Here is a 26,579-nt window from a genome sequence, read left to right as displayed (position 1 = left end):
TGCCCGGGATTTTTACTTTTGTGCAGGAGCCGGCGTGCCGGCTCCCAGTAGGTTCAAAGCAGGAAGATCGTCGCCAGGCCCAGGAAGATGAAGAAGCCGCCACTGTCGGTCATGGCCGTGATCATCACACTGGCACCCATCGCTGGATCGCGCCCAAGGCGCGCCAGGGTCATGGGGATCAATACCCCCATCAGTGCCGCCAGCAATAGGTTAAGGGTCATGGCCGCGGTCATGACCACGCCCAGGGACCAACTGCCATACAGCAGGTAGGCCACCACGCCGATCACGCCACCCCATACCAGACCATTGATCAGGCCCACAGCCAGCTCCTTGCGCATCAGGCGCGAGGTGTTGCCGGTGCTTACCTGATCCAGGGCCATCGCCCGCACGATCATGGTGATGGTCTGGTTACCCGAGTTACCCCCAATACCGGCGACGATCGGCATCAGTGCCGCCAACGCCACCAACTTCTCGATGGAGCCCTCGAACAGACCAATCACCCGCGAGGCAATGAACGCAGTGACCAGGTTGACCGCCAGCCACGCCCAACGGTTGCTCAGGGAGCGCCAGACTGACGCAAAAATATCTTCCTCTTCACGCAGACCCGCCATGTTGAGGACTTCGTTTTCGCTTTCCTCACGGATCAGGTCGACCATCTCGTCGATGGTCAAACGGCCGATCAACTTGCCGTTCTTGTCGACCACCGGGGCCGAGATCAAGTCATAACGCTCGAATGCCTGGGCGGCATCGTAGGCGTCTTCATCAGGATGAAAGCTCACCGGGTCACTGGCCATGACCTCAGCCACTTGTTTGTCCGGGTCATTGACCAGCAGGCGCTTGATCGGCAGCACGCCCTTGAGGATGCCGTCGTAGTCCACCACAAACAGCTTGTCGGTATGCCCTGGCAGCTCCTTGAGACGCCGCAGGTAACGCAAGACCACTTCCAGGCTGACATCCTCTCGGATGGTGACCATTTCGAAGTCCATCAATGCGCCGACCTGTTCCTCGTCATAGGACAACGCGGAGCGCACACGCTCACGCTGTTGACCATCGAGGGTCTCCATCAGCTCATGGACAACATCACGGGGCAGTTCAGGGGCCAGGTCGGCCAGTTCGTCAGCGTCCATCTCCTTGGCGGCGGCCAGGAGCTCGTGATCGTCCATGTCGGCGATCAGGGTTTCACGAACCGAATCGGATACTTCGAGGAGGATGTCGCCATCGCGATCCGCCTTGACCAACTGCCAAAGCGTCAGACGGTCGTCCAGCGGCAGAGCTTCAAGGATGTAGGCAACGTCGGCAGAGTGCAGGTCATCGAGCTTGCGCTGCAACTCGACGAGATTCTGCCGATGGACCAGGTTCTCGACCCGGTCTTGATGAGGGCCTTCCTGGCGATGGGTCAGATCTTCGACCACACGCTGGCGCTGCAGCAGCTCAACGACTTGAGCCAGGCGATCCTGCAGGCTTTCTTGTGTTTTCTTTACTTCTACTTCGGTCATAGGCGAACTCCACTCCCAGCAGCGGGGCACGCCGGAAGGATCAATCAGTCAATTCATGATTGGTAAAACGGGGTACTGAGTAACTACTGGGTAAGTCCATGGAGGTATTCCACAAGCCCCGGCGGGGCTGACGGGCGCAATGATACACCGCCCGGCCGTTTTAAACGTTAAAAAACTGGAAAGAACAAGCGCTTGCGCAACAAAGCTGAGTGTTGGCCACACGTATGAAACTGCGACGACGCTGACAGAAAAGAAAACACATGACCGAGAGAAAAACATGCAGGCCGCAGACGATTCCTACACAAGCACACCCCCACGGGAAAATAAAAACCCCAGACGGCAAAAAGCCCGCACTAGGCGGGCTTTTTGTTTGTATGGTGCACTCGACAGGATTCGAACCTGTGACCGCTCGGTTCGTAGCCGAGTACTCTATCCAGCTGAGCTACGAGTGCAGATTGTGGTTTTATACCAGATCACAACTGGTTGAAGCCAAGTTATCTGCATTGCTGCAACTAACTCTTAAATGGTGCACTCGACAGGATTCGAACCTGTGACCGCTCGGTTCGTAGCCGAGTACTCTATCCAGCTGAGCTACGAGTGCATTTGTTGCCGCGCATTATAGGCCGTTCAATCTCTATGTAAAGCTATTTTTTCGTTTAGTTTCAAGCACTTAGCGAAAAAACCAGATTGCAACGTACTAAGCAAATAATGGCGGAGAACGGGGGATTCGAACCCCCGACACCCTTTTGAGGTGTACTCCCTTAGCAGGGGAGCGCCTTCGGCCACTCGGCCAGCTCTCCGCAACACGGGGCGTATATTAACCAGCTTCATCCCCGTTTGCAAACATAAAAAACGATAAAAATTAATGGCTTGGTTCGTCGTCCTTCTCTTTCTTGATCCGCAGGTAGATTTCCTCACGGTGGACGGCCACCTCTTTGGGGGCATTAACCCCAATCCGCACTTGATTGCCTTTGACGCCGAGCACGGTCACGGTGATTTCGCCATCACCAATAATCAGGCTTTCTGCGCATCGACGAGTCAGAATCAGCATACCTTTCTCCTCACGCATTTCATTTCGGGAACAACAGTCTGCAAAAAAAGGCCCTGGGCCTATGACCAAACGGCCATGGACCTGCACGCCTTAGTATTGTCGAGCACGGGCAAAAGAACAGGCTTGCGCCCTCACCCGACAAAAAAGAAAGGCGCGGATCAACCGCGCCTTCCTGGCAACGCGTTACTCGCCCTGTCGGGCCGGCGCGTCTAGTTCGAAAGCGGTGTGCAGTGCACGCACAGCCAGTTCCAGGTACTTCTCTTCGATCACCACCGATACCTTGATCTCCGACGTGGAGATCATCTGGATATTGATGGTTTCCTTGGCCAGGGATTCGAACATGCGGCTGGCAACACCCGCATGGGAGCGCATGCCCACACCGACGATCGAGACCTTGGCGATCTTGGTGTCGCCGACCACTTCACGAGCACCGATTTCCTTGGCAGTGTTCTGCAGGATACGTTCGGCCGCATCGTACTCGTTGCGGTGCACAGTGAAGGTGAAGTCGGTGGTGTTATCGTGCGCAACGTTCTGCACGATCATGTCGACTTCAATGTTCGCGCCGCTGATAGGCCCGAGAATCTTGAATGCCACGCCCGGGGTGTCTGGCACGCCACGGATGGTCAGCTTGGCTTCATCGCGATTAAAAGCGATGCCGGAAATGATCGGCTGTTCCATGGATTCCTCTTCATCAATAGTAATGAGGGTGCCCGGACCCTCTTTAAAGCTGTGCAATACGCGCAGCGGTACGTTGTACTTGCCAGCGAACTCCACCGCACGGATCTGCAGCACCTTGGACCCGAGGCTGGCCATTTCCAGCATCTCTTCGAAGGTGATCTTGTCCAGGCGCTGGGCCACGGACACGACGCGCGGGTCGGTGGTGTAGACGCCGTCCACATCGGTATAGATCTGGCATTCGTCAGCCTTCAAGGCTGCCGCCAGCGCCACACCGGTGGTGTCGGAACCGCCACGGCCCAGGGTCGTGATATTGCCGTGCTCGTCGACGCCCTGGAAACCGGCGACAACCACCACGCGACCGGCCTTCAGGTCACCACGAATCTTCTGGTCGTCGATCTGCAGGATGCGCGCCTTGGTATGCGCGCTGTCCGTCAGGATCCGTACCTGGGTGCCCGTGTAGGACACCGCCGGCACGCCACGCTTGTTCAGCGCCATGGCCAGCAGGGCAATGGTCACCTGCTCACCGGTGGACACGATCACATCCAGCTCACGCGCCAGCGGCGCCTGATCGCCACTGATTTGCTTGGCCAGGTCGATCAGGCGATTGGTCTCGCCGCTCATGGCCGACAGCACCACCACCAGGTCGTCGCCGGCATCGCGGAATTTCTTAACCTTGTCGGCGACCTGCTCGATTCTTTCGACAGAGCCGACCGAGGTGCCTCCAAATTTCTGTACGATCAAAGCCATTTCTAAGCCGCCTCAGCCCGTAAAGGAGCGCCCAATAAACAAATCTTCCAGCAGCTAAGCGAGCCCATGACTAGACCATGGGCTCATTAACAGCGCCTTAAATACCGGCCTCGACAAACGGCACGGTCAGGGCCAGGGCCGCGTCCAGGGCTCCGGCGTCTACACCACCGCCTTGTGCCATGTCCGGACGACCACCGCCCTTCCCGCCCACTGCCGCGGCGGCTTGCTTCATCAAATCACCGGCTTTGAGTTGGCCAGTCAGGTCTTTGGTTACACCGGCAACCAGTACGACCTTTTCCTCATGGACACTGCCGAGCAGGATCACTGCGCGGCCGAGCTTGTTCTTCAACTGATCGACCAAGGCCAACAGCGCCTTGCCATCTTGACCGTCCAGGCGTGCAGTCAGAACCTTCACGCCCTTGATGTCCAGGGCCGAGGCCGACAAATCGTCGCCCGCGGCGCTGGCCGCCTTGGCTTGCAACTGCTCCAGCTGTTTTTCCAGCTGGCGGTTGCGCTCCAGTACGGCAGAGAGTTTGTCGATCAGGTTGTCACGGCTGCCCTTGACCAGGGTCGCCGCTTCCTTGAGTTGTTCTTCGGCCGCATTCAGGTAGGCCAGGGCCGCAGCACCGGTCACTGCCTCGATACGCCGTACACCGGAAGCCACACCGCCTTCGCTGGTGATTTTCAGCAGGCCGATGTCGCCGGTGCGCGCGGCGTGGATACCGCCACACAGCTCCACGGAGAAGCTGCCGCCCATGCTCAGCACGCGCACTTCGTCGCCGTACTTCTCGCCAAACAGCGCCATGGCGCCTTTTTTCTTGGCGGTTTCAATATCGGTTTCTTCAGTTTCTACCGGGGTGTTCTTGCGAATCTCGGCGTTGACGATATCTTCCAGTGCCTTCAATTGCTCAGGCTTGATCGCTTCAAAATGGCTGAAGTCGAAGCGCAGGCGCTGGCTGTCGACCAACGAACCCTTCTGCTGGACGTGCTCGCCCAATACCTGGCGCAGCGCGGCGTGCAGCAAGTGGGTGGCCGAATGGTTCAAGGCGGTTGCATGCCGCACCTCAGCATCAACCTGAGTTTCTACCGGAGCGCCGACCGTCAGGTTACCCAGCACCAACACACCGTGATGCAGGAAAGCACCGCCGGTCTTGGTGGTGTCGCGCACGTCGAAACGACCGGATGTCGAACGCAAGAAACCACAGTCACCGACCTGGCCGCCGGATTCGGCGTAGAACGGCGTCTGATCGAGCACCACGACCGCCTCTTCGCCTTCGCTCAAGACATCGACCGACTTGCCATCTTTATAGATAGCCACGATCTTGGCCGAGCCGACGGTGGCGTGATAGCCGGTGAACTCGGTCGCCACGTCAACCTTGACCAGGGTGTTGTAGTCCAGGCCAAAAGAGCTCGCGGAACGAGCGCGTACACGCTGGGCTTCCATCTCACGCTCGAAACCAACCTCATCGACCGTCAGTTCACGCTCGCGGGCGATGTCGGCCGTCAGGTCCATCGGGAAGCCATAGGTGTCATACAGCTTGAACACCACATCACCCGGCACCACGGTACCTTTGAGCTCAGCCAGGTCCTGTTCCAGGATCTTCAGGCCGTGCTCCAGGGTCTTGGAGAACTGCTCTTCTTCAGCCTTGAGCACGCGCTCGATGTTGGCTTGCTGCTGCTTGAGTTCCGGGAAGGCTTCGCCCATCTCGGCCACCAGCGCGGCAACGATTTTGTAGAAGAAGCTACCCGTGGCGCCCAACTTGTTACCGTGGCGGCAGGCACGACGGATGATGCGGCGCAGCACATAGCCACGGCCTTCGTTGGAAGGCAGCACGCCGTCGGCAATCAGGAAACCGCAAGAACGGATATGGTCCGACACCACTTTGAGCGAAGACTGGTTGTCGTTGGCGCAGCCAATGGCCGCGGCCGACGCGCTCAGCAGGTTCTTGAACAGGTCGATTTCGTAGTTGGAATGAACGTGCTGCATCACCGCGCTGATCCGCTCCAGGCCCATACCGGTATCGACCGACGGCGCAGGCAGCGGATGCAACACGCCATCGGCGGTGCGGTTGAACTGCATGAACACGTTGTTCCAGATCTCGATGTAACGGTCACCGTCTTCTTCCGGCGAGCCCGGCGGGCCACCCCAGATGTCGGCGCCATGATCGTAGAAAATCTCGGTGCACGGGCCGCACGGGCCGGTATCGCCCATGGTCCAGAAGTTGTCGGAGGCGTAAGGCGCGCCCTTGTTGTCGCCGATGCGAATCATGCGTTCGACCGGCACACCGATCTGCTGGGTCCAGATGTCGTAGGCTTCGTCATCGGTGGCGTAGACGGTGACCCAGAGTTTTTCCTTCGGCAGCTTCAGCACGCCAGTGAGGAAGGTCCAGGCGAAGTTGATCGCGTCTTGCTTGAAATAATCGCCAAAGCTGAAGTTGCCGAGCATTTCGAAAAAGGTGTGGTGACGGGCGGTGTAGCCAACATTCTCCAGGTCGCTGTTCTTGCCGCCGGCGCGCACGCACTTCTGGCTGCTGGTGGCGCGGGTGTAGGCGCGCTTTTCCTGGCCCAGGAAGCAGTCCTTGAACTGGTTCATCCCCGCGTTAGTGAACAGCAGGGTAGGGTCATTGCCTGGGATCAAGGAGCTGGAGGCGACACGGGTGTGACCTTGCTCTTCGAAGAAGCGAAGGAAGGCTTCACGGATTTCTGCGCTTTTCATTAGGTTCTTCCACGGAGGCTGCGGCCAAAGGCCAGTGCTAAACGTCATCAGACGGAGCGACGGCAAAGGGCCGCATTATATCGGCCCTTTGCCCGTGGTACAGCGTGTTTATACGATAGAAACAGTCAATTAGACGGTCTGCACGGTCATTTCCGGGAAAACTCGACAAATGTCGCCAGCACTTGCTCGATCTGCGCCCGGCTGACGTCCAGGTGCGTGACCATGCGCAGGCGCGGCGCGGCGCTCAACTTGATCCCACGGGCCTCGGCAAACGCCTTCAGGGCCTGGGCCTGCTCGCCGATCTGCACGTAGACCATATTGGTCTGCACCGGCTCCACGCTGTAGCCGGCCTTGCGCAGCTCGTCGCCCAGCCAGTGGGCATTGGCATGGTCGTCGGCCAGGCGCGCCACCTGATGGTCCAGGGCATACAGCCCGGCCGCCGCCAGGGAGCCGGCCTGGCGCATGCCGCCGCCGACCATCTTGCGCAAACGACGGGCCTTGGCGATCAACGCACTGGAGCCACACAGCACCGAGCCAACCGGCGCGCCAAGGCCCTTGGACAGGCACACCGAAACCGAATCGAAATGCTGGGTAATCTCCCGGGCATCCACGCCCAGCTTGACGGCCGCGTTGTACAGGCGCGCGCCGTCCAGGTGCAGGGCTAGGCCGTGCTCACGGGTAAATGCGCGGGCAGCGGCCAGGTAGCTGATGGGCAAGACTTTGCCCTGCATGGTGTTTTCCAGGGCCAACAGCCGGGTGCGGGCGAAGTGGAAGTCGTCCGGTTTGATCGCCTCTGCGACCTGGGCCAGGTCCAGCGAACCGTCGGCCTGGACTTCCAGGGGCTGCGGCTGGATCGAACCCAGCACCGCCGCGCCGCCGCCTTCGTATTTGTAGGTGTGGGCCTGCTGGCCGACGATATATTCCTCGCCCCGCTCGCAGTGGGCCATCAGCGCCAACAGGTTGCTCATGGTGCCGGTAGGCACGAACAGCGCCGCAGCGAAGCCCAGGCGCTTGGCCAGTTCGGCCTCCAGCAGGTTGACGCTGGGGTCTTCACCGTAGACATCATCGCCGCTGGGGGCGTCGGCCATGGCAGCTCGCATGCCAGGGGTGGGTTGGGTCACGGTGTCACTACGAAGATCAATAACCGACATCAAATCTGCCTCTGCGAGTGGGGAATCCCCTGTTGTAACCGATTACTGCGGGCATCACCGGCAAATATCAAGCCGGCTCCTGGATGGAGCTGCCAGCAAACCTGTCGATAGTCGATATTAACAAGCACCCTATGCAGTTTTTCGAAATGTATGGTAAAAACTCTCCGCCGCCAGGGTTCTGGCGGCAACGTTCTCAGGGCGGGGTGCAATTCCCCACCGGCGGTAATTGCGCGCAATGCGCATAGCCCGCGAGCGCTTGGCGCCTCGAACTGCTCACGCAGGACGGCGGCAAGGTCAGCAGACCCGGTGTGATCCCGGGGCCGACGGTCATAGTCCGGATGAAGAGAGAACGGGATTGGCGCCTAAGGGCCGAACGCTGATGGCATGCCTGCATGCCCCAGCCGCTCGCACCCTTAAATCCCATTCGATTCATAACGCCCTGTTTTTTTCATAAACAGGAGTCAGAACATGCAACCCACCGCAATCGACAGCAAGAGCAAAAACCACCACGGTGAGCGCGTCGCGTTTATCCAGGCTTGCTGGCACAAAGATATTGTTGATCAAAGCCGTAAAGGCTTCCTCGCCGAAATGCTCGTCCAGGGCTACCAGGAGTCGGATATCGACTTCTTTGAAGTCGGCGGCGCCTTTGAAATGCCCCTGCACGCCAAGCTGCTGGCCAAGTCCGGCCGTTACGCCGGCATCGTCGCTGCCGCCCTGGTGGTGGACGGCGGGATCTATCGCCATGAGTTCGTCGCGCAATCGGTGGTCAGCGGCCTGATGCAGGTGCAGTTGGAAACCGAAGTGCCGGTGTTCTCGGTGTCCCTCACGCCGCATCATTTCCACGCGGGCAGCGAGCACCACAACTTCTTCTTTGAGCACTTTGTGCACAAGGGCAAGGAAGCCGCGCAGACCTGCGCCGACACCCTGCACAAGATCCGCGCGATCCGTCGCAATGAGCCGCGTGCTGTAGCGGTTTAAGCGACACTGCAAAGCAAATGTGGGAGCGGGCTTGCTCGCGAAAGCGCTGGATCAGTCACACAGGTATTGACTGACACTCCGCCTTCGCGAGCAAGCCCGCTCCCACATTCGACCGAGTCAGTCTCGGGGTTCAGGCCAGGCCAACATCTGTGGTCGGCACAATCAATATCCCCGCCCGCAAGCCATTCTTGACCTTCGGGTTGGGGAAGATGATGCGCGCACCCTCCTCCTCGATCACCCAGCGGGTCTTGGCGATGTCTTCGGCCAGCAGATAGCCCTTCTCCAGCTCTGAAAAGTTCTCCACGTCCGCCGGCAAATGCAGAGTGAAGGCGTCACTGTGTTTGATGATTTCCCGCGCCACGCTGAACAACTTCAGGCCGTCCAGGCCCTCGGTGGCCGGCTCGTTACCTTCGATGATCTGCTTGAGGCGGGTTTCCAGGCGCGACACATCCACCCCCTGGTTCTGCCCAAATGGCCGGGCCTTGCCCAGCTCCAGGGTGAACGACTCGGCGCCCAGTTGCTCGTAGGTAAACGCGGTGAAGGTGATGGAGGTCTTGTTCTGCAACAGCACCGCCTCCATGCCAGCCGCACGTAAACGGGCCAGTTCGGCACGTGAGTGCTGACGGCCTTCTTTGAAGGGGTACAGGGCGAACTGTTCGATCTTCGAGCCACGGATGGCCGTGTGCAGGTCGTAGTGCAAGCGGCTACGGCCGGGCACGCTGAAGAAGGTGCGGGCCAACTGCTCGAGCTCGGCGGCACGCATGGCTTCAGGGCCGATGCTTTGTTCGTGACGGCCGTTGAACAGCCGGTTGACGTCCTGCTCGAGATAACGCTCGCCGCGGCGTATGGCCTCGGGGTTGCCGAACAGGAACAGAATACGGGTGCGAGGCTTGATCTCCCCACGGGCGATGCCATGCAACAAGCGGTCGGCCAATTCGATCGGCGCGGTTTCGTTGCCATGGATACCGGACGACAACAGCACATCGGCGCCGTTGTCCCGGGCTTCGGGAGGCCGCACTTCAAGGGCGCCCTCACTGAGCCAGCGCATCTGCACGCCGTCGACAGTCAGTTGAATTTTTTGCGCCGGTTCACGACCGGCGAGGGTCAGTTCAAGCAGTTTGCCGAGGGCGAGCATAGAGCAGCTTCCTTAGTGGTTGCAGCCTGGGCCGTGGACGTGATCGTCGTCATCACCTTCAACGTCGGCCGGTTCCATTTCCAGTTGCAGGCTCATCAGGTTGGTCGCCAGGGGGCGCATCAGCAGGTTGGCGTATTCGGCATCACCCTCTTCCACGTCCACGCCGATCAGCAGTTGGCCACGGCCGTCGTGCTGGATCCAGATTTCCTTGCCCTGCCACACCACGGCGAGGCGGGTGCAGGAGGTTTCCAGCTGGGTGCCGTCGGTGTCTTCAAGGATCAGCTTCAGGGTATCGGTGGTCATAAGTAAGTCTCAGCCGTGGGGCTTTAATTGATCTGGAAAGGATAAACCGAGCCCAGTTTAAGGATTTGCGTCAGTTCATCCAATGCCGTGCGACATTCGAGCAGCAACTGCGGGTCAGCCAGGTCGGTTTCGCGCAGGCTGTCGCGGTAGTGCTTGCCGACCCATTGGGTCAACGTTTCATACAGCGGTGCCGTCATGATAACCCCTGGGTTGACCGCCGCCAGTTCAGCCTCCTTCAGCGCCACGCGCAAACGCAGGCAGGCCGGGCCGCCGCCGTTCTGCATGCTCTGCTTGAGGTCGAAGACTTTCACTTCGCCGATCGGCCCACCGGAACGGGTCAGGCTTTGCAGGTAGTGCCAGACGCGCTCGTTGTTGTGGCACTCTTCGGGCACGATCAACAGCATCGAACCGTCGGCGCGGCTCAACAACTGGCTGTTGAACAGGTAGGAGCGCACAGCGTCTTCGACGCTGACCAGGGCGCGGGGCACGCAGATCGCCTGGAAGTTGCCGCCAACCTTGCCCAGCTTGGCCTGCAGCTCAGCCAGCATTTGCTCGGTATTGAGGAACGCATCCTCGTGATAGAACAGCACTTCGCCGTTGCCCACCGCGATCACATCGTTGTGGAACACACCGGCATCAATCACGGCCGGGTTCTGCTGGCCGTAGACCACACCGTCATCCTGCAGGCCATGCAAACGGGCAACCGCCTGGGACGCTTCGAGGGTCTGGCGCGCCGGGTACTTTTGCGGCGCCGGGTAACGGGTGTCGAACGCACTGCGCCCAAACACGAAAAACTCCACGCCCGCCTCACCATATTCGCGGCAGAAACGCGTGTGGTTAGCCGCGCCTTCGTCACCGAACTGCGCCACGGCCGGCAACGCGGCGTGGTGGGCGAAGTGCTTCTGGTCAGCAAACATCGCCCCCAGCACGCGGCTGGTGGTCGGGTGTTCGATGCTGCGGTGGTATTTGCAGTTGAGGTTGGCGGCGGTGAAATGCACGCGGCCGTCGGCCGTGTCGGCGCTCGGGCTGACCGTGGCGGCGTTGGCCACCCACATGCTCGATGCGGAACAACTGGCCACCAGTAACGGCATGGCCTGCTTGGCCGCCTGCTGGATCACCTGGGCGTCGCTACCGGTAAAGCCAAGGCGGCGCAATGCGCCCACATCCGGGCGTTCCTGGGGGGCGAGCACGCCTTGCACAAAGCCCATGTCCATCAGGGCTTTCATTTTCGCCAGGCCCTGCAACGCCGCTTCCTTGGGGTTGGAAGATTGCTGGCTGTTGCTCTGGGACGCGACGTTGCCGTAGGACAAACCGCCGTAGTTATGGGTCGGCCCCACGAGACCGTCAAAATTGACTTCACAGGATTTCATCGGCGAGGCTCCACGAACATCTGTTTTTATAGGCATCAAAGGTCTTCAACACACCACAAATCTGTCTCTGCAAACCCGATCAACTGTAGGCGCCGGCGAGTGTAGGAGCTGGCTTGCCTGCGATGGCATCCCCCTCAATCTGACTGAAAGATCGAAGTGTCCGCATCGCAGGCAAGCCAGCTCCCACACACGCTAGCTGCCACATTTAGATCAGCGTCACACCCGGAGTCAGCGCGGCCGGCAAGACCAGGCTCGGGGTTTCCAGGGACGCCACCGGGTACGCGCAATAATCCGCCGCGTAATACGCACTGGCGCGATGATTGCCCGATGCCCCTACCCCGCCAAAGGGCGCGGTGCTGGCGGCGCCGGTCAGTTGCTTGTTCCAGTTGACGATACCGGCCCGGCTCTCCAACCAGAACTGCTGGTAACGCGCCTCGGAGTCCGACAACAGACCGGCGGCCAGGCCGTACTGGGTGTTGTTGGCTTCACTGATCGCCGCTTCAAAATCCGTATAGCGAATGACTTGCAGCAACGGGCCGAACAGCTCTTCGTCCTCGCGCTCGGTCACGGCCGTGACGTCGATGATGCCCGGCGTCAGCAAGGCTGCCTGCGCCTGGGGCTGAGTCATTTCCAGCAGCGCCACGGCGCCGTTGGCCAGCATCAGTTCCTGGGCCTCCATCAAGGCCTTGGCCGCCGCCAGGGAGATCACCGAGCCCATGAACGGCGGCGGTTGCTGGTCGTAGGCACCGACGGCAATGGTCGCGCTGACCGCCACCAGGCGCGCCAGCAGTGCATCGCCCCAGGCGCCTTCCGGTACCAGCAGGCGCCGGGCGCAGGTGCAGCGCTGGCCGGCGGAAATAAAGGCCGACTGGATGATGGTATAGACCGCAGCGTCCACATCGGCCACCTGGTCCACCACCAGCGGGTTGTTGCCGCCCATTTCCAGCGCGAGGATCTTGTCCGGGCGCCCGGCGAATTGCTGGTGCAGATGGTTGCCGGTACGGCTGGAGCCAGTGAAGAACAACCCGTCGATACCTGGATTTGAAGCCAGGGCAATCCCGGTCTCGCGCGCGCCTTGCAGCAGGTTCAACACGCCCGCTGGCAGGCCGGCTTCGACCCAGCACTGTACCGTCAGCTCGGCCACTTTAGGGGTCAGCTCGCTCGGTTTGAACAACACGGTATTGCCCGCGAGCAAGGCCGGGACGATATGCCCATTAGGCAAGTGACCTGGGAAGTTGTAAGGGCCGAACACGGCGACCACACCGTGAGGCTTGTGGCGCAATACAGCGGTGGCGTCGCCCAGGGGTCCGCTCTTCTCGCCGGTACGTTCGCGGTAGCTTTGCACCGAGATCGCGATTTTATTGGCCATGCTGGTGACTTCGGTGGCCGATTCCCACAGAGGCTTGCCGGTTTCCTCGCCAATGCAGCGGGCGATTTCATCGGCACGGCTTTTCAGGGTGGCGGCAAAGGTTTCCAGCACACTGATGCGCTCTTGCAGCGGACGCTTGGCCCAGGCCGGGAACGCTTGGCGTGCGGCCTGCACCGCAGATTCGACCTGCTCGACGCTGGCGCCATTGCCGGCCCAGACCACTTGCTGGGTCACCGGGTTCAGCGACTCAAAGCGTTCACCCTGGCCAGCCAGCCAGCTCCCTGCGATATACAACGCATTCATTATTTCGACTCCCGGGCAGCAGACAACGGTACCGCACGCACTTGATCACCAGCCACCAGTTGCAGGCGCTTGGCGGTCAGCGGATCGACCACCAGCGTGCCGGCAGCCAGGCGCGCCGGTGCGGCGGTGATGCGGCACTCTTCACGTTTACGGTTATGCATCAGGAACGGCGTGGCGTCGTCCCCCGGCGTGCCAATGGCCAGTACCAGCGCCTGGCTGTCGCGCACCGCGCGGATCTTGCTGGTCTCACACTCCACCGCCGGACCTGCGTCGAAGATATCGACGTAACCCTGGTAGCTGAAGCCTTCGCTCTTGAGCATGCTCAAGGCCGGCTCGGTGTCGGGATGAACCTTGCCGATCACGTTGCGGGCGTCCTCGGACAAAAAGCAGGTGTACAGCGGGAACTTGGGCATCAGTTCGGCGATAAACGCCTTGTTGCCCACGCCGGTGAGGTAGTCGGCCTGGCTGAACTCCATCTTGAAGAAGTGCCGGCCCAGGCTTTCCCAGAACGGCGAACGCCCGGCGTCATTGGACACCCCGCGCATCTCGGCGATGATCTTGTTGCCAAACAGCTGCGGGAACTCGGCGATAAACAGCATCCGCGCCTTGGCCAGCATGCGACCGTTGAGGCCGTTGCGGTAATCGGCATGCAGGAACAGCGAGCACAGCTCGGAGTTGCCCGTCAGGTCGTTGGCCAGGAACAGCGTAGGAATCTCGCGGTAGATATTCAGCTCCTGAGAGGCGCTGACCGTCAGGCCGACCCGGAAGTTGTACCACGGCTCGCGCAGGCCGACGGCGCCGGCAATCGCGGAAATCCCCACCACGCGGCCTTCGTCGTTCTCCAGCACAAACAGGTAGTCGGCATCCCCGCGCCCGGCTTCGCCGCGAAAGGTTTTTTCAGCCCAGCCCACCCGGTGGGTCAGGCGCTCTTCGTTGGCCGGCAAGGTGGTGAGACCGGTGCCAGTGCTGCGCGCCAATTCAATCAGGGCCGGTAAATCGCTGCTGCGTACGGGACGAACGATCATGCTATCTCCTCAAACGGGCCGCTGGCTGCAGCCACCCGCGAAACTCTGCTTTTAAACCGCGACCAGACGCACGCTGGCGCCTTCGCCGACGCCCAGGGCTTCGGCCGCTTCCAGGTCCAGGGTCACGGGCTTGCCCGGCGCGTAGTCCAGTTCGAGCATGACCGCGCGGTAATCCTGCAACTGCGCGTTGCTCACCAGGTACTGGCGGCCGACGCCCTTGACCATCTCGCCGATCTTCACCGGCACCACGCGGCTCTGGGCGATCGAACGAATGCCCGAGACCCGCGCATGCAGGGTCGGGCCACCGTCGAAGATGTCGATGTAATGGTCGGTTTCAAAGCCTTCGCGCATCAGGATGTCGAAGGTGATCTGCGCACGCGGGTGTACCTGGCCCATGGCTTCCTGGGCTTCATCCGGCAACAGCGGCACGTAGATTGGGTAGTGCGGCATCAGTTCGGCGAGGAAGGTGCGGCTCTTCAACCCGCACAGGCGCTCGGCGGCAGCATAGTTGAGGTCGAAGAAGTTGCGGCCGATGGCGTCCCAGAACGGCGAGTCACCGTTCTCATCGCTGTAGCCGACAATCTCGGTCACCACTGAATCGGCAAACCGCTCCGGGTGGCTGGCGACAAACAACAGGCGGCCACGGGAGTTGAGTTCCGACCAGGCCGACCCCACCAGCTCCGGCACCACGTAGAAGCTGGTCAGCAAGCTGTTGCCGGTCAGGTCGTGGCACTGGGACAGGACGTGAATCTTGTTGTGGATCTTCAGTTCACGGGAGGCGTGGACGAAGGTCTCGTTGCGAAAGCTGTAGAACGGCTCGGAATAACCGGCCGAGGCGACGATGGCCGAACAGCCCACCAGCTTGCCGGCAACGGTGTCTTCGAGAACAAAGAAATAGCTTTCTTCGCCGTTGAAACTCACTTCGGCGGCGAAAGACGCTTCGCTGGCGGCGATTTTGTCGCTCAGGCGTTCAACGTCATCCGGCAGGGAGGTGACACCAATCGGGCTGTCCGCAGCCAGACGCTGTACCTCGCCCAGATCAGCCATTTGCGCGGGGCGCATCACCAGCATGGTGTCACTCCTTAACTCGAAAACTTCATAAAAAAATGCCGGACACCGAACCTGGAATCACCCAGGTTCCAATGTGGGAGCGGGCTTGCCCGCGATTGCGGTGGGCCAGTCACAACAACGTCGACTGACAGATCGCTATCGCGGGCAAGCCCGCTCCCACATTTGATCCGGTTCGTTAGATAAATGTGTATCTATCAGGCTTGCGTCAGTGTTTTTACAGCACGCTCAAAACGATCCAGCCCTTCGGTGATATCCGCATCTTCCACCACCAGGCTCGGCGCAAAGCGCACCACGTCCGGGCCGGCTTGCAGAATCATCAGGTTCTCTTTCTCGGCCGCGTTGAACACGTCCTTGGCCTTGCCTTTGAAGGCATCGCTCAATACGCAACCGAGCAGCAGGCCCATGCCACGCACCTGGGTGAAGATCCCGTACTTCTGGCCGATCTGCTCCAGGCGGGCCTTGAACAGGTCGTGCTTGGCATTCACGCCGGCCAGCACCTCAGGGGTGTTGATCACGTCGATCACCGCTTCCGCCACCGCGCATGCCAGCGGGTTGCCGCCGTAGGTGGTGCCGTGGGTGCCGACCACCAGGTGCTTGGCCAGGTCTTCACGGGTCAGCATCGCGGCAATCGGGAAACCGCCGCCCAGGCTCTTGGCGCTGGTAAGGATGTCAGGCACTACGCCGTAGTGCTGGTAGGCAAACAGATGGCCGCTACGGCCCATACCGGTCTGCACTTCGTCGAACACCAGCAGTGCATTGTTGGCGTCACACAGGTCGCGGGCACCTTGCAGGTAGGCCAGCTCGGCCGGCAGCACGCCGCCTTCACCCTGGATCGGCTCCAGCACCACGGCGCAGGTCTTGTCCGACACCGCGGCTTTCAGCGCGTCCAGGTCGTTATAAGGAACGTGGGTGATGCCGGTGATTTTAGGACCGAAACCATCGGAGTACTTCGACTGGCCACCGACGTTGACGGTAAACAGGGTGCGGCCGTGGAAGCTGTTCAGTGCGGCGATGATCTCGTATTTCTCGCTGCCGAAACGGTCGAACGCCACGCGACGGGCCAGCTTGAAGGCGGCCTCGTTGGCTTCGGCGCCGGAGTTGCAGAAGAACACACGCTCGGCAAAGGTGGCGTCGATCAGCTTATGGGCCAGGCGCAGGGCCGGCTCATTGGTGAACACGTTAGAGACGTGCCACAGCTTGTTGGCCTGTTCAGTCAGTGCACCGACCAGCGCCGGGTGGGCATGGCCCAGTACGTTCACTGCGATGCCGCCGGCAAAGTCGATCAGCTCGCGACCCGACTGGTCCCACACACGGGAACCTTCGCCACGCACAGGGATAAAGGCGGCAGGGGCATAGTTGGGCACCATGACCTGGTCGAAATCGGCACGTTGCACCGGGGCTTGCTCAACGGACATCGGAGTCTCCTGAAGAGGAACGCCTGCCTGAAACTGGCGGGCGATGCAGGGATTGTAAGGACAGTTTTCAGCGCGGCCTTGCCGCCAAGCGACAACTTCTTATAGCGCCAACCCCCGTTTTACGCGGGTTTACGCCAATGCGACAAATAGCTTCGCAATGGCGCAGTTTAAACAGAAGACAGGCGGTTGCGGCAGTGCCGTGGGAATTTTGCTCAGTTGCATGCGCCGGACAAGACGCTGCTCAGCCGCGCTCGGACGGCACCGACGACAACTCGAACGGGCTGCTGCTGCGACGCTGGTTGCGGTCTTCACGCGGGGTGGCGCCGAAGAAGTTGCGGTAGGCGCTGGAGAAGTGCGGCCCCGAGGAGAAGCCGCAAGACAGGCCGATCTGGATGATCGACTTGCTGGTTTGCATCAACATCTGGCGCGCCTTGTTCAGGCGCAGTTCCAGGTAGTACTGGCTGGGAACGCGGTTGAGGTATTGCTTGAAGATCCGTTCCAGTTGTCGTCGCGACACGCACACATGCTGGGCGATTTCGTCGGTGGTCAGCGGTTCTTCGATATTGGCCTCCATCAGCAACACCGCCTGGGTCAGCTTCGGATGGCTGGAGCCCAGGCGGTTTTGCAGAGGGATGCGCTGGCGCTCGCCGCCTTCACGGATGCGCTCCACCACCAGTTCTTCGGAGACCGCGCCCGCCAGTTCGGCGCCGTGGTCACGGGCCAGCACTGCCAGCATCAGGTCGAGGACCGACATGCCGCCACAGGCGCTCAGGCGATCGCGGTCCCAATCGAACAAATGACTGGTGGCAATGACCTTGGGAAAACGCTCGGCAAAGTCGTCCTGCCAGCGCCAGTGCACGGCAGCACGATAGCCATCGAGCAACCCCAGTTGCGCCAGGGGATACACCCCTGCCGACAAGCCACCGATCACGCAGCCGGCGCGTACCAGCTGCTTGAGCGCAGAGCCCAGTTGCGAGGCGATCACCGTCGGCGGCTCATCGGCCAGCAGGAACAGCTTCTGGAAACCTTCCAGCTTGCCGGCCCAGGGTTCGCCGGGCAATTTCCACTCACCCTCGACCGGCGGCTCGGCCTGCAGGAATGACACCTCGTAGACCACATCCGGATGCACCCGCTGGGCAACGCGCAAGGCCTCCTCAGCCAGCGCAAGCGTCAGGGCTTTAGTGCTGGGCCAAATCAGGAAACCGATGCGATGGGCTGTCATGGAATGCTATCCGAAACGAAAAACGGGAGTAGAGGCATGGGCCAATGCTAGCCCGTAAGTAAACACAAAACTCAACACAAACAGAGATCTGATGTGGGAGCTGGCTTGCCTGCGACAGCAGGCGGGCCAGTCACCTCGCCATCGCAGGCAAGCCCGCCCCCACAGGGAATCGAGGCCAACCTCAAGGCTGCGAAGCATGCACTATTTCAGTGCATAAACGCAGCCCTGTTTACTTCAAGCTGCCGGACAAGAACTGCTGCAACCGCTCGGACTGCGGGTTGACCAGCACTTCACGCGGGTTGCCGCGCTCTTCGACAATGCCTTTGTGCAGGAACACCAACTGGTTCGACACTTCACGGGCAAAGCCCATTTCGTGAGTCACCACCACCATGGTCCGGCCTTCCAGGGCCAGGTCCTGCATGACTTTCAAGACTTCGCCGACCAGCTCCGGGTCGAGAGCCGAGGTCGGCTCGTCAAACAGCATCACCTCAGGCTCCATCGCCAGCGCCCGGGCAATTGCCACGCGCTGCTGCTCGCCACCGGACATATGGCCGGGGAAGGCGTCCTTGCGGTGGGCCACGCCCACTTTAGCCAGGTAGTGCTCGGCCTTTTCGCGGGCGTCTTTTTTCGACATGCCCAGCACGTGTACCGGGGCTTCCATGACGTTTTCCAGGGCGGTCATGTGCGACCACAGGTTGAAATGCTGGAACACCATGGACAGGCGCGAACGCATGCGCTGCAACTGCTTGGGGTCGGCGGCCTTCATCGCGCCGTCCTTGTTGGCCACCAGCTTCAGCTCTTCGTTATTGAGCAGGATCTTGCCGGCGTGAGGCTGCTCCAGCAGGTTGATGCAGCGCAAAAAGGTACTTTTGCCCGAGCCACTGGACCCGATGATGCTGATCACATCACCGGCCGCGGCGGCCAGGGACACGCCTTTGAGCACTTCATGACTGCCATAGCGTTTATGCAGGTCTTGGACTTCAAGTTTGTACATGCGGTCGGTTCTCACAAAAACAGTTGGTCAGTCGTTGAGCAAGCGCCCGTGACGCAGCGCTTCGCGCCCCGCCACCTTGGCCAGCCAGAAACCCGCTTGGGCATAACGTAGCCGTTCAACGGCAAACAACACCCCCGACGTACCGGCACAGACAATGCTGACGCGGTCGGCCAAAGGATCAATCACTTCAAAAATCGGTTCGCCGGTTTCCACCCAATCACCGGCTTTACGCAGGTAACTGATCACCCCGGCGTGGGGTGCGAACAGCAATTCGGTGCCTTCAAAGGGCACCCCTTCACACGGCTCATGTTGCGGCGCCGGCCACTCACCCTTGATCAGGCCCTGCTCGGCGAGGAACGCGAGGATGCCTTCGGCGTGAAAAATCGCCTCATCCCGACCGGTGTCGGCCTGACCGCCCAGCTCCAGGGTGGTTGCCAGGCAGGCCAGAGGGATCTGCGCCTCGGGGAACGCCCGCGACAAACGCAGCCACGGTAACGAGCAGGCTTCATCAAACGAGCTGCCGCCGGAGTCTTCCGCCAACAGACCGACCTTCACATTCAAATGCGCCGACAACGAACGCCACTGCGGCCAGTGCTGGGGCAGCGCGTACATGTGCAGCGCAGCTTCGGCATCGCAGTGCAGGTCGAGGACCACATCGGCGGTGCAGGCATGGCTCAGCAAGACCCGCTGCATGCCTTGCAACTGGCTGCTCGGCTCGGGCAATGCATTGAGCGCATCGCTCATCGCCTGGCGGATCATGCGCACGTTGGCGTGGGGATCGTCGCCCAGCCGGCCTTCCAGCAGGGCCGCCACCGGCGCGCTCAACTCGACGAAATCACGGTTGAAGTTCTTGCCGCTGCCAATCTCGAAACGCCCCTGGTGGCTGCCTTGCAGCAATTGGCCCAGGCCCATCGGGTTGGCCACCGGCACCAGTTCGATCACCCCATTGAGCGCGCCCTGCTGCTCCAGCTCAAGCAGGCGCTTTTTCAGCTCCCAGGCCGCGCGCATCCCCGGCAACTCATCGGCGTGCAGGCTGGCCTGCAGATACGCCTTGCGCTCGCCGTGGCCGAAGCGGAACACCGTCAGTTGGCGCTCGCAGCCCAGGTGCCCCCAGGGCAATACGTGGTCGATGCGTTCCATATCAGTGCTTCCGTGGAGCCAGGTAGCTCAACCAGCGACGCTCGGCCAGCTTGAACAGGCGCACCAGGATGAACGTCAGGCTCAGGTAGAACAGGCCCGCGGTGATATAGGCTTCGAACGGCAGGTAGTACTGGGCGTTCACCGTGCGCGCGGCACCGGTGATGTCGATCAGGGTAACGATGGAGGCCAGGCTGGTGGTCTGCAACATCATGATCACTTCATTGCTGTACTGCGGCAGTGCCCGGCGCAGGGCCGAGGGCAGCAGGATGCGGCGGTACAGCTTGTAGCGCGACATGCCCATGGCCTTGGCGGCTTCGATCTCGCCATGGGGCGTGGCCTTGAGGCTGCCGGCGATGATTTCTGCGGTGTAGGCACTGGTATTGATGGCAAAGGCCAGGCAGGCGCAGAAGGTTGCGCTGGACAGCCACGGCCAGAGGAAGCTCTCGCGTACCGCTTCGAACTGGGCCAGGCCGTAGTAGATCAGGAACAGCTGCACCAGCATCGGTGTGCCGCGGATCACATAGGTGTAGAGCCAGGCCGCGCCATTGACCAGCGGCTGCTTGGACACCCGCATCAGGCCCAGGGGCACGGCGGCGAGCAGGCCGAAGAACAGCGAGATCAGCAGCAGTTTGAGGGTGGTCAGCAAGCCGCCAAGGTACAGCGGCATGGCCTCCCAGATGACGTTGTAGTCGAAGATCATAGATCAGCCGCCTTTACGCCTACCGAGTAGCGCTTCTCAAGGTAACGCAGGGCCAGCAACGAGACGCTGGTGATCACCAGGTACATCGCCGCCACCGCGAGGAAGAAGGTAAAAGGTTCGCGGGTGGCATCCGCCGCCTGCTTGGCCTTGAACATCATGTCTTGCAGGCCCACCACCGAAATCAGCGCAGTGGCCTTGGTCAATACCAGCCAGTTGTTGGTAAAGCCGGGGATTGCCAGCCGGATCATCTGCGGCACCATCACCCGGAAAAACACCTGGAACGGGCTCATGCCATAGGCCATGCCCGCCTCGGCCTGCCCCTTGGGGATGGCCATGAAGGCGCCACGGAAGGTTTCCGAGAGGTAGGCGCCAAAGATGAAACCCAGGGTGCCGATACCGGCGGCCAAGGGGTTCAAGTCAATATAGTCGTCGTAGCCCAGTAGCGGCGCGACGCGGTTGAGCAGGTCCTGACCACCGTAGAAAATCAGCAGGATCAGCACCAGGTCGGGGATCCCGCGGATCACCGTGGAATACAGGTCGCCCAGCCACGCCAGCCAGCGGACCGGCGACAGGCGTAGTGCAACCCCAATCAGACCCAGAACAATGGCCAAGGCCATGGACGACAAGGCGAGCTGAAGCGTCAACCATGCGCCATCGAGGATAACGGCCCCGTAGCCTTTCAACATGATTCAGGTCCTCGAAAAGGCGGATGAAAAAATGGCGCAAACTTCAGAGACCCTGGTGCTTGCGCCATTCTGGACAGACAACTGCGAAGGTTTACTTGGCGTCAGCGCCGTAAATATCGAAGTTGAAATACTTTTTCTCGATTTCTTTGTACTTGCCATTGGCGCGGATCGCAGCGATGGCCGCATTGATGCGCTCCAGGTTGGCCTTGTCGCCTTTACGCACTGCGATGCCGATGCCGTCGCCGAAGTACTTGGCGTCGGTGAACGCAGGACCTACGAACGCGTAGCCTTTGCCCGCGTCGGTCTTCAGGAAACCGTCTTCGAGCAGGGTCGCATCAGCCACGGTGCCATCAAGGCGACCGGCAGCCACGTCCAGGTAGATTTCGTTCTGGGTGCTGTAAGGAACGATGGTCGCACCTTTAGGCGCCAGGACTTCCTTGGCGAAACGGTCGTGGATCGAACCGCGCTGTACGCCGATCTTCTTGTCCTTGAGCTCAACCAGGCTGTCGCTGAGAGCAACGCCGTCCTTCATCACCAGGCGCGCCGGGGTCAGGTAGTAGCGGTTGGTGAAGTCCACGGACTTCTTGCGGTCATCAGTGATGGACATGGACGACAGAATCGCGTCGATCTTGCGGACTTTGAGCGCCGGGATCAGGCCGTCGAATTCCTGCTCGACCCAAGTGCACTTGACCTTCATCTCTTCGCACAGGGCATTGCCGATGTCGTAGTCGAAACCTACGATGTTGCCGTCCGGCGCCTTCGAGGCAAACGGAGGGTAGGCTGCTTCGATACCAATTTTCAGCGGCTTCTCTTCAGCGAAGGCTTGCATGGACAGCACGGACAGCGCCAGGGCGCCCAACAGCACGAGTTTCTTCATCTTGGGACTCCATCGGTATAGGACAAAAACAGCAGTATGAGCCATGGCCCACGATGCGACTGAGTGAAACCGAATAGCGGTGCTGCGTCCTACACCAGTTCAACACGGCGACGACGAGCGAGTGATCGGCATTCTAACGACAGGCCGGAAGCCGATATTTCCTCAATGCGACAACAATTTACAGAAGCACCGAGAAAGCGACTCCAACACATTGACAACCCCTGAAATTTATGCAGAGGCAAAAGATACTAAACCTATTAACGCTGCAAATTGCGGGCCTATTATTCGCAAACCCTTCTATCCCGGCAAGTGTAGCGTTTGATCTTATTTTGCCGGGCGTCTAAAACGGGCATTTTCGAGGCGCTGATGTAGCACTTTGCCTCATGTTTGGGCGCAAGGTTACACATTTGCACCGCTGGGTAACATTCAGAAATGCCCTACGAGATAAACCGATATTTATTGGCTTGCTGCTGAGAGCAGTCTGTCAGCCGCCAACTGCCACATTGCTGGTACTTCAAAGTGAATTCCCACAAAAAAGCCCCACCCGGCTTACACCGAATGGGGCTTGGTCCCATCAACCCGCTTACGCGGCGTTCATGGTCTTGTGGGTATCAATCAAATGCTGCACCACGCTTGGATCGGCCAGGGTGGAGATATCGCCCAGCCCGTCATACTCGGCCGTGGCAATCTTGCGCAGGATACGGCGCATGATTTTCCCCGAACGGGTCTTCGGCAGACCCGGTGCCCACTGGATCACGTCCGGCGAAGCGATCGGGCCGATCTCTTTGCGCACCCAGTTCTTCAGCTCCAGGCGCAACGCTTCGGTCGGCTCCTCGCCGTTTTTCAGGGTGACATACACATAGATGCCTTGGCCCTTGATGTCGTGAGGTACGCCAACCACTGCTGCTTCCGTGACTTTCGGGTGAGCAACCATGGCGCTTTCGATCTCGGCGGTGCCCATGCGGTGCCCGGAAACGTTGAGCACGTCATCCACGCGGCCGGTGATCCACCAGTAGCCGTCTTCATCGCGACGCGCGCCGTCGCCGGTGAAGTACATGCCACGGAAGGTCTTGAAGTAAGTGTCGACAAAACGGTCATGGTCGCCGTACAGGGTACGCGCCTGGCCTGGCCACGAATCGAGGATCACCAGGTTGCCTTCGGCGGCGCCCTCGATGATGTTGCCCAGGTTGTCCACCAACGCCGGCACCACACCAAAGAATGGGCGTGCCGCCGAACCCGGCTTGAGCGCGTGAGCGCCCGGCAATGGGCTCATCAGGGTCGCGCCGGTTTCGGTCTGCCACCAGGTATCGACAATCGGGCAACGGGATTGGCCGACGTTCTTGTAGTACCAGTCCCACGCTTCCGGGTTGATCGGCTCACCCACCGAACCCAACAGGCGCAGGCTGCTGCCGTCAGTGCCTTCGCAGGCGGCGGTGCCGGAAGCCATCATTGCGCGGATCGCCGTCGGCGCAGTGTAGAGGATATTGACCTTGTGCTTGTCGACGATTTTCCCGACCCGGGTGATATCCGGGTAGTTAGGCACGCCTTCGAACAGCAGCGTGGTCGCGCCATTGGCCAGCGGGCCGTAGACAATATAAGTGTGGCCAGTGACCCAACCGACGTCAGCGGTGCACCAGTAGACTTCACCCGGGCGGTAGTCGAACACACGCTCGTGGGTCAGGGCCGCGTACAACAGGTAGCCGCCAGTGGTGTGCTGCACGCCCTTGGGCTTGCCGGTGGAGCCGGAGGTGTAAAGGATGAACAGCGCTTCTTCGGCACCCATCTCTTTTGGCGCGCAGACAGTGCCCGCCACTTTCATCAGGTCTTCGTACCAGATGTCGCGATGCTGGTTCCACTTGATCTGGCCATTGGTGCGCTTGCACACGATGACTTTCTGGATGCTGCTGGTTTCCGGGTTGGTCAGCGCGTCGTCGACGTTGGCCTTGAGCGGCACCTTCTTGCCGGCACGGATGCCTTCGTCAGCGGTGATCACCACTTTGGATTTGCAGTCGATGATGCGACCGGCCAGGGCCTCAGGCGAGAAACCGCCAAACACCACCGAGTGGATCGCACCGATGCGGGTACAGGCCAGCATGGCGACCACGGCTTCGGGAATCATCGGCATATAGATGGTCACCACGTCGCCGCGGTGCACATCCTGGCCACGCAGGGCGTTGGCGAACTTGCAGACTTGTTCATGCAGTTCGCGATAGGTGATGGTACGGCTCTCGGAAGGGTCGTCGCCTTCCCAGATGATCGCCGCGTGGTCGCCACGCTCGGCGAGGTGACGGTCCAGGCAGTTGTAGGAAACGTTGAGGGTGCCGTCTGCGAACCATTTGATATCGACATGGTGGTCGTCGAACGAGGTTTGCTTGACCGTGGTGAAAGGCTTGATCCAGTCAAGACGCTTGGCTTGCTCGCGCCAGAAGCCGTCGGGGTTGACCACCGACTGCTGGTACATGGCCTTGTAGGTCGCCTCGTCGGTCAGCGTATTGGCTGCTACTTCGGGGCGAACGGGGTACAGGGAAGCCGCACTCATCTTTCTTACCTCGGTGACAATAGTTGTTGTTGTATGCCCCTGTTTTAGCCGGGGTAGGCCTATAGAACCATTCGACGATGGTAGTAACAAGCCCCTACAAATTACCCTGATATCCCCTTGCAATGCTCTGGCTCGGGGCTTGTGGCGCTTTTCTCAGCCGCTAAAAAAACCTCTGTGGTGGATTGTTACGAAAACCGCCAAAAGTGTTTATCAAAAGCACGGGTATATGAATGCAACCCAGGCGCCTAAAATCAGCCTCGCCAACAAGGCACCGTGATTAACCAAGTTGCAGCCCCCACGAAGGCACGTTAATCCGAACTCACTACTCAAGTTACACACGCGGCCTCACAAGGGCCCCGTGACCCCCTTCGACTGTAAAAAGGTAAATTGGAAATGAAAGCTTTATTAGTTATGGCCCTTGCCAGCCTGTGCGCCACCGCCGCCCTGGCCGACGAGATCCCGACTGACGTAGCCAGCCAGCACACCGCCATTGTTGAGGAATACACCTACTCCACCGATCTGGATATCGCCAAAGTGGTGTCCATGAGCGCCATCCCGAATGTCTGCGAAGTTGTTCCAGCGCGCATGGAATATGAAGACCACCAGGGCCAGCGTCATATTCTTAATTACAAAGTCATGGGTAATGGTTGCTCTAACGGTTAATAACTTAGTTAGTTAGAACTTAACCTGGCAATGTTCGCCGCAAGGAATTGTCCTTGCGGCAAAGAATCACCCGCAAAATCCTCGCCTTGCCCCCTGCTTCAAAAATCCCTCACCGCCCGTCAAAAAAATCCTACCCCGGCAAACCCTTGTAAACCCGTGCCCCGGCCGGAAATACCCTCATTTTGCCCCTCGACTGAGGCTATCCGCCGCAACACAAAGGCAAATTTTTCCCTATAATGCGCGGGTAAATCGGGCCTGCAATATCCCTTTACATGGGGTAACGAGCCAGACCTGAGGCCCCGCAGGAGTACGACACTGTCGCTCCGCCCCTCAGGCCTCAAGCAGAACACCCGTAGCCCTATTCCGTTTAGTGCCTGCGCGAGCTGTTGCAACAAACGATTCCTTAAAGATCCACCGCGGCCCTTGGGCCGTGTGAACACCCAACCATCCGGTTTCACACGGGCACCATTGGCCCACACGCAGGAGACGACACGTCATGCTGAGCTGGGACGAATTCGACAAAGAAGAAGAAGGCGAAGTAGCCGCTAAAGGCGCCAACGCCGGCCACGCCACCGAAGCCAACATGGACCGCCTCGACGGCGCCGGCGCTGCCGCCGCCATCGAAGCCCGCGCCGTCACCGCCAACGACTCCGCCGCCATCGTGCGCGCCAAGGCGGCCCTGGACAAACTCGACGTTGCCGAAGGCCTCGCTGAACTCGAAGGCGCTTCCGCCCGTGTCGCCGTTGACGAAAAGCGCATGATCAACTGCCGCGCCGACCTCAACCAACTCGTACCCTTCAAGTACGACTGGGCCTGGCAGAAGTACCTCGACGGCTGCGCCAACCACTGGATGCCGCAAGAGGTCAACATGACCGCCGACATCGCCCTGTGGAAAAACCCCGAAGGCCTGACCGACGACGAACGTCGCATCGTCATGCGCAACCTGGGCT

At 60.2% G+C, this 26,579-nt stretch carries 22 protein-coding genes, 3 tRNA genes and 1 riboswitch; of the genes, 3 read left to right on the top strand and 22 right to left on the bottom strand.

Translation table 11 applies throughout. The features are described from left to right. Positions 1 to 53 precede the first annotated feature (53 nt). The 8 genes from mgtE to ltaE form a co-directional block, all read right to left on the bottom strand. Entirely contained in the window at positions 54 to 1,496 is a 1,443-nt protein-coding gene (mgtE, locus tag PSFL_RS19200) for a magnesium transporter (protein WP_057960442.1), read from the bottom strand. 375 nt (positions 1,497 to 1,871) lie between these two features. Next, a tRNA-Arg gene (locus PSFL_RS19195) sits at positions 1,872 to 1,948 on the bottom strand. A gap of 72 nt (positions 1,949 to 2,020) precedes the next feature. Next, a tRNA-Arg gene (locus PSFL_RS19190) sits at positions 2,021 to 2,097 on the bottom strand. 108 nt (positions 2,098 to 2,205) lie between these two features. Continuing rightward, positions 2,206 to 2,296: transfer RNA gene (locus tag PSFL_RS19185), tRNA-Ser, on the bottom strand. 62 nt (positions 2,297 to 2,358) lie between these two features. Next, the gene (csrA, locus tag PSFL_RS19180) at positions 2,359 to 2,547 is read right to left on the bottom strand and encodes a carbon storage regulator CsrA (RefSeq protein WP_003178872.1); all 189 of its coding nucleotides are present in this window, start codon (positions 2,545 to 2,547) and stop codon (positions 2,359 to 2,361) included. Positions 2,548 to 2,730: 183 nt separating this feature from the next. Continuing rightward, positions 2,731 to 3,972: an aspartate kinase gene (locus PSFL_RS19175; RefSeq protein ID WP_057439706.1), complete on the bottom strand. Its 1,242-nt coding sequence runs from the start codon at positions 3,970 to 3,972 to the stop codon at positions 2,731 to 2,733. 97 nt (positions 3,973 to 4,069) lie between these two features. Beyond that, entirely contained in the window at positions 4,070 to 6,688 is a 2,619-nt protein-coding gene (gene alaS, locus PSFL_RS19170; RefSeq protein WP_057960444.1) for an alanine--tRNA ligase, read from the bottom strand. A 146-nt stretch (positions 6,689 to 6,834) separates the two neighbouring features. Further along, positions 6,835 to 7,839 (bottom strand): low-specificity L-threonine aldolase, encoded by a 1,005-nt coding sequence (gene ltaE, locus PSFL_RS19165; RefSeq protein ID WP_057439708.1) that lies wholly within the window; start codon positions 7,837 to 7,839, stop codon positions 6,835 to 6,837. Positions 7,840 to 8,024: 185 nt separating this feature from the next. Next, positions 8,025 to 8,194, top strand: a riboswitch (FMN riboswitch). Between the two features lie 113 nt (positions 8,195 to 8,307). On the opposite strand from ltaE, the gene PSFL_RS19160 reads away from it, so the two are divergent. Next, on the top strand, positions 8,308 to 8,817 hold the full coding sequence (locus tag PSFL_RS19160; RefSeq protein WP_057960446.1) for a 6,7-dimethyl-8-ribityllumazine synthase: 510 nt from the start codon (positions 8,308 to 8,310) through the stop codon (positions 8,815 to 8,817). Positions 8,818 to 8,947: 130 nt separating this feature from the next. Here the strand turns inward: PSFL_RS19160 and astE are convergent, their stop codons facing one another. The 14 genes from astE to acs form a co-directional block, all read right to left on the bottom strand. After that, positions 8,948 to 9,952, bottom strand: a complete 1,005-nt coding sequence (gene astE / locus PSFL_RS19155) for a succinylglutamate desuccinylase (protein WP_115128778.1) — start codon at positions 9,950 to 9,952, stop codon at positions 8,948 to 8,950. 12 nt (positions 9,953 to 9,964) lie between these two features. Beyond that, positions 9,965 to 10,255: a hypothetical protein gene (locus PSFL_RS19150; RefSeq protein WP_029294458.1), complete on the bottom strand. Its 291-nt coding sequence runs from the start codon at positions 10,253 to 10,255 to the stop codon at positions 9,965 to 9,967. 23 nt (positions 10,256 to 10,278) lie between these two features. After that, on the bottom strand, positions 10,279 to 11,625 hold the full coding sequence (astB, locus tag PSFL_RS19145) for an N-succinylarginine dihydrolase (protein ID WP_200656309.1): 1,347 nt from the start codon (positions 11,623 to 11,625) through the stop codon (positions 10,279 to 10,281). Between the two features lie 205 nt (positions 11,626 to 11,830). Next, positions 11,831 to 13,300, bottom strand: a complete 1,470-nt coding sequence (gene astD / locus PSFL_RS19140; RefSeq protein WP_315493170.1) for a succinylglutamate-semialdehyde dehydrogenase — start codon at positions 13,298 to 13,300, stop codon at positions 11,831 to 11,833. Continuing rightward, positions 13,297 to 14,322, bottom strand: coding sequence for an arginine N-succinyltransferase (gene astA / locus PSFL_RS19135; protein ID WP_057960449.1), 1,026 nt, complete (start codon positions 14,320 to 14,322; stop codon positions 13,297 to 13,299). The genes astD and astA overlap by 4 nt, the downstream gene beginning before the upstream one ends. A gap of 51 nt (positions 14,323 to 14,373) precedes the next feature. Continuing rightward, entirely contained in the window at positions 14,374 to 15,393 is a 1,020-nt protein-coding gene (gene aruF / locus PSFL_RS19130) for an arginine/ornithine succinyltransferase subunit alpha (RefSeq protein WP_032861580.1), read from the bottom strand. Positions 15,394 to 15,587: 194 nt separating this feature from the next. Then, positions 15,588 to 16,808, bottom strand: coding sequence for an aspartate aminotransferase family protein (locus PSFL_RS19125; protein ID WP_057439713.1), 1,221 nt, complete (start codon positions 16,806 to 16,808; stop codon positions 15,588 to 15,590). A 241-nt stretch (positions 16,809 to 17,049) separates the two neighbouring features. After that, the gene (locus PSFL_RS19120) at positions 17,050 to 18,030 is read right to left on the bottom strand and encodes a GlxA family transcriptional regulator (RefSeq protein ID WP_057439714.1); all 981 of its coding nucleotides are present in this window, start codon (positions 18,028 to 18,030) and stop codon (positions 17,050 to 17,052) included. A gap of 229 nt (positions 18,031 to 18,259) precedes the next feature. After that, on the bottom strand, positions 18,260 to 19,024 hold the full coding sequence (locus PSFL_RS19115) for an ABC transporter ATP-binding protein (RefSeq protein WP_029294441.1): 765 nt from the start codon (positions 19,022 to 19,024) through the stop codon (positions 18,260 to 18,262). A 27-nt stretch (positions 19,025 to 19,051) separates the two neighbouring features. Beyond that, a complete protein-coding gene (locus PSFL_RS19110; RefSeq protein WP_057439715.1) occupies positions 19,052 to 20,164 on the bottom strand; it encodes a succinylglutamate desuccinylase/aspartoacylase family protein in 1,113 nt (370 codons plus the stop codon). Between the two features lies 1 nt (position 20,165). Next, on the bottom strand, positions 20,166 to 20,864 hold the full coding sequence (locus PSFL_RS19105) for an ABC transporter permease (protein ID WP_057960451.1): 699 nt from the start codon (positions 20,862 to 20,864) through the stop codon (positions 20,166 to 20,168). Next, positions 20,861 to 21,550: an ABC transporter permease gene (locus PSFL_RS19100; protein WP_029294434.1), complete on the bottom strand. Its 690-nt coding sequence runs from the start codon at positions 21,548 to 21,550 to the stop codon at positions 20,861 to 20,863. The genes PSFL_RS19105 and PSFL_RS19100 overlap by 4 nt, the downstream gene beginning before the upstream one ends. A 91-nt stretch (positions 21,551 to 21,641) precedes the next feature. Further along, positions 21,642 to 22,427, bottom strand: coding sequence for an ABC transporter substrate-binding protein (locus PSFL_RS19095; protein WP_273866851.1), 786 nt, complete (start codon positions 22,425 to 22,427; stop codon positions 21,642 to 21,644). Positions 22,428 to 23,010: 583 nt separating this feature from the next. After that, a complete protein-coding gene (gene acs, locus PSFL_RS19090; RefSeq protein ID WP_057439717.1) occupies positions 23,011 to 24,966 on the bottom strand; it encodes an acetate--CoA ligase in 1,956 nt (651 codons plus the stop codon). 393 nt (positions 24,967 to 25,359) lie between these two features. Here acs and PSFL_RS19085 point away from each other — a divergent pair, with 393 nt between their 5' ends. Together PSFL_RS19085 and PSFL_RS19080 are read left to right on the top strand one after the other, a co-directional pair. Further along, positions 25,360 to 25,629, top strand: coding sequence for a DUF2790 domain-containing protein (locus PSFL_RS19085; RefSeq protein ID WP_057444078.1), 270 nt, complete (start codon positions 25,360 to 25,362; stop codon positions 25,627 to 25,629). 496 nt (positions 25,630 to 26,125) lie between these two features. After that, positions 26,126 to 26,579 (top strand): ribonucleotide-diphosphate reductase subunit beta (locus PSFL_RS19080; RefSeq protein ID WP_397470378.1); only part of this gene is annotated, 454 nt, incomplete at its 3' end.

Origin of the sequence: Pseudomonas sp. DD1, from assembly GCF_044510355.1 — a bacterium.
Classification (GTDB): Bacteria; Pseudomonadota; Gammaproteobacteria; order Pseudomonadales; family Pseudomonadaceae; genus Aquipseudomonas; species Aquipseudomonas shahriarae.
This window is presented reverse-complemented; position numbering and strand designations above follow the sequence as displayed.

Bases quoted from the DNA above. Each gene is read 5' to 3' on its own strand.
- mgtE (WP_057960442.1), bottom strand. From the start codon at position 1,496: ATGACCGAAGTAGAAGTAAAGAAAACACAAGAAAGCCTGCAGGATCGC.
- PSFL_RS19100 (WP_029294434.1), bottom strand. From the start codon at position 21,550: ATGTTGAAAGGCTACGGGGCCGTTATCCTCGATGGCGCATGGTTGACG.
- PSFL_RS19150 (WP_029294458.1), bottom strand. From the start codon at position 10,255: ATGACCACCGATACCCTGAAGCTGATCCTTGAAGACACCGACGGCACC.
- PSFL_RS19095 (WP_273866851.1), bottom strand. From the start codon at position 22,427: ATGAAGAAACTCGTGCTGTTGGGCGCCCTGGCGCTGTCCGTGCTGTCC.
- astB (WP_200656309.1), bottom strand. From the start codon at position 11,625: ATGAAATCCTGTGAAGTCAATTTTGACGGTCTCGTGGGGCCGACCCAT.
- PSFL_RS19105 (WP_057960451.1), bottom strand. From the start codon at position 20,864: ATGATCTTCGACTACAACGTCATCTGGGAGGCCATGCCGCTGTACCTT.
- PSFL_RS19110 (WP_057439715.1), bottom strand. From the start codon at position 20,164: ATGGAACGCATCGACCACGTATTGCCCTGGGGGCACCTGGGCTGCGAG.
- aruF (WP_032861580.1), bottom strand. From the start codon at position 15,393: ATGCTGGTGATGCGCCCCGCGCAAATGGCTGATCTGGGCGAGGTACAG.
- PSFL_RS19120 (WP_057439714.1), bottom strand. From the start codon at position 18,030: ATGACAGCCCATCGCATCGGTTTCCTGATTTGGCCCAGCACTAAAGCC.
- astE (WP_115128778.1), bottom strand. From the start codon at position 9,952: ATGCTCGCCCTCGGCAAACTGCTTGAACTGACCCTCGCCGGTCGTGAA.
- csrA (WP_003178872.1), bottom strand. From the start codon at position 2,547: ATGCTGATTCTGACTCGTCGATGCGCAGAAAGCCTGATTATTGGTGAT.
- PSFL_RS19160 (WP_057960446.1), top strand. From the start codon at position 8,308: ATGCAACCCACCGCAATCGACAGCAAGAGCAAAAACCACCACGGTGAG.
- astA (WP_057960449.1), bottom strand. From the start codon at position 14,322: ATGATCGTTCGTCCCGTACGCAGCAGCGATTTACCGGCCCTGATTGAA.
- ltaE (WP_057439708.1), bottom strand. From the start codon at position 7,839: ATGTCGGTTATTGATCTTCGTAGTGACACCGTGACCCAACCCACCCCT.
- PSFL_RS19115 (WP_029294441.1), bottom strand. From the start codon at position 19,024: ATGTACAAACTTGAAGTCCAAGACCTGCATAAACGCTATGGCAGTCAT.
- PSFL_RS19175 (WP_057439706.1), bottom strand. From the start codon at position 3,972: ATGGCTTTGATCGTACAGAAATTTGGAGGCACCTCGGTCGGCTCTGTC.
- alaS (WP_057960444.1), bottom strand. From the start codon at position 6,688: ATGAAAAGCGCAGAAATCCGTGAAGCCTTCCTTCGCTTCTTCGAAGAG.
- acs (WP_057439717.1), bottom strand. From the start codon at position 24,966: ATGAGTGCGGCTTCCCTGTACCCCGTTCGCCCCGAAGTAGCAGCCAAT.
- PSFL_RS19085 (WP_057444078.1), top strand. From the start codon at position 25,360: ATGAAAGCTTTATTAGTTATGGCCCTTGCCAGCCTGTGCGCCACCGCC.
- PSFL_RS19125 (WP_057439713.1), bottom strand. From the start codon at position 16,808: ATGTCCGTTGAGCAAGCCCCGGTGCAACGTGCCGATTTCGACCAGGTC.